Here is a 1374-nt window from a genome sequence, read left to right as displayed (position 1 = left end):
CTTTCGCCCAATAGCAGGGCCAGTTCCGCAGCATTAACATAGTCAAAGCCTGTTCCGGCTTTATGTTGTACTTTTATTAGTTCTGAAACCTTTTTGTTTAGCTGTTCAAGATTCTTTAAAGTTTCAGTTTTGAAGTCGATTTGCTCTTCTATCTGTTCTTCTATTTGCTCATCCATTTTCTTGCTGTTTTTTTATTCAAATTTTCGATAGCAAGTATAGGATAGGCGCATAGCAATTTCCAACGTCGGACTATCCGACATTTTTCAATTAATTTTTATATCTCATGTTTTCAACATCTTACAAAGGCATTATTTAGCCTTGTCGGACATTTTTTGCTGTTTTTGTCGGATACTTTTTTAATTCAAATGGCAATAAAAGGCAATAAATGGTAATCGGTATTTTTGCAAATTATCGGGTTACAATTTCAATGATTACTTTTTCGATGTCACCTGTTGGTAAATTACGTTCCTGAAAATGCAACTTGATAACTTCAAGGTCAACCAAAAGATTCTTGTCATTTTTAATGTATGGAGCTTTATCTATGAGCCGATAGAAGTATGAATTTTTGTAATTATCCATATCAATACCATTTACCACACATAAAAATCGGGCAAGTGTTGAGTTTCCAACATCTACCCGGTGTTTTAAGCCCAAAAGCCGAAATAGAAAGTAAGCCCAAAGCACCTGTTGGGCACTAGAAAGTTTTAAGATTGCATCATGGGTTCTTGGCTTAATTTGTTGGAGGTTTGGAAACGCTTCAATGTTTCCGTTTGATTTGAAATACTTGAGGAACTGAAGTTTCCCAAAATAGTCGCAAAAAAAATTATAATAGTCCTGGGGATTTGTTGACGAAAGGTCAACGAGAGGTGAGTAATAATAAATCTCTAATGCCTTTATGTGAAAGGTCTTTTGCCTGAAATTTATTACATCTTGAAATTTGACTTGTTTGTTGCCGGGTATTAGCCATTGGAGTATTGCTTTTGGCTTTATTCGGATTTTACCGACTTGTAAATAACAAAGTTCTCCTTCGTTATTATACACTTCAAATCTTTTAAGGTGAGTATTTGGAGGTAGAAATAAAAATGAGAAGTATCGTTCATTGATGGTAACATACCTCTTGGTATGCTTCATCCGCTCCCTGATAATAAGGGCTTTTTCAATTATACTATTTATATCTTCCGATTGTACGAGAAAATCATAATCAAAAAGTTTCATTAACTCAGTAGGGAATGGAGCAGTAGGTAAATGTGTTAATTTCTCTACAAGATTATCCATTTTAGATTCCCATACTGTCGATTCTTTCGCCTTCCTGTAGCCTTGCAGTAAATTCTCAAATACAGCAAGGCAATCCTTTTCAAAGTTCTCCGCAACAAT

General features: G+C 34.9%; 1 protein-coding gene. It reads right to left on the bottom strand.

What is annotated here, in order from left to right:
* Nucleotides 1-408: 408 nt before the first annotated feature.
* A partial coding sequence (locus tag J1N10_RS20855) for a hypothetical protein (RefSeq protein WP_262328663.1) occupies nt 409-1374 on the bottom strand: 966 nt, incomplete at its 5' end.

The sequence above is a fragment of the Carboxylicivirga litoralis genome (assembly GCF_025499605.1).
Lineage (GTDB): Bacteria > Bacteroidota > Bacteroidia > Bacteroidales > Marinilabiliaceae > Carboxylicivirga > Carboxylicivirga litoralis.
This window is presented reverse-complemented; position numbering and strand designations above follow the sequence as displayed.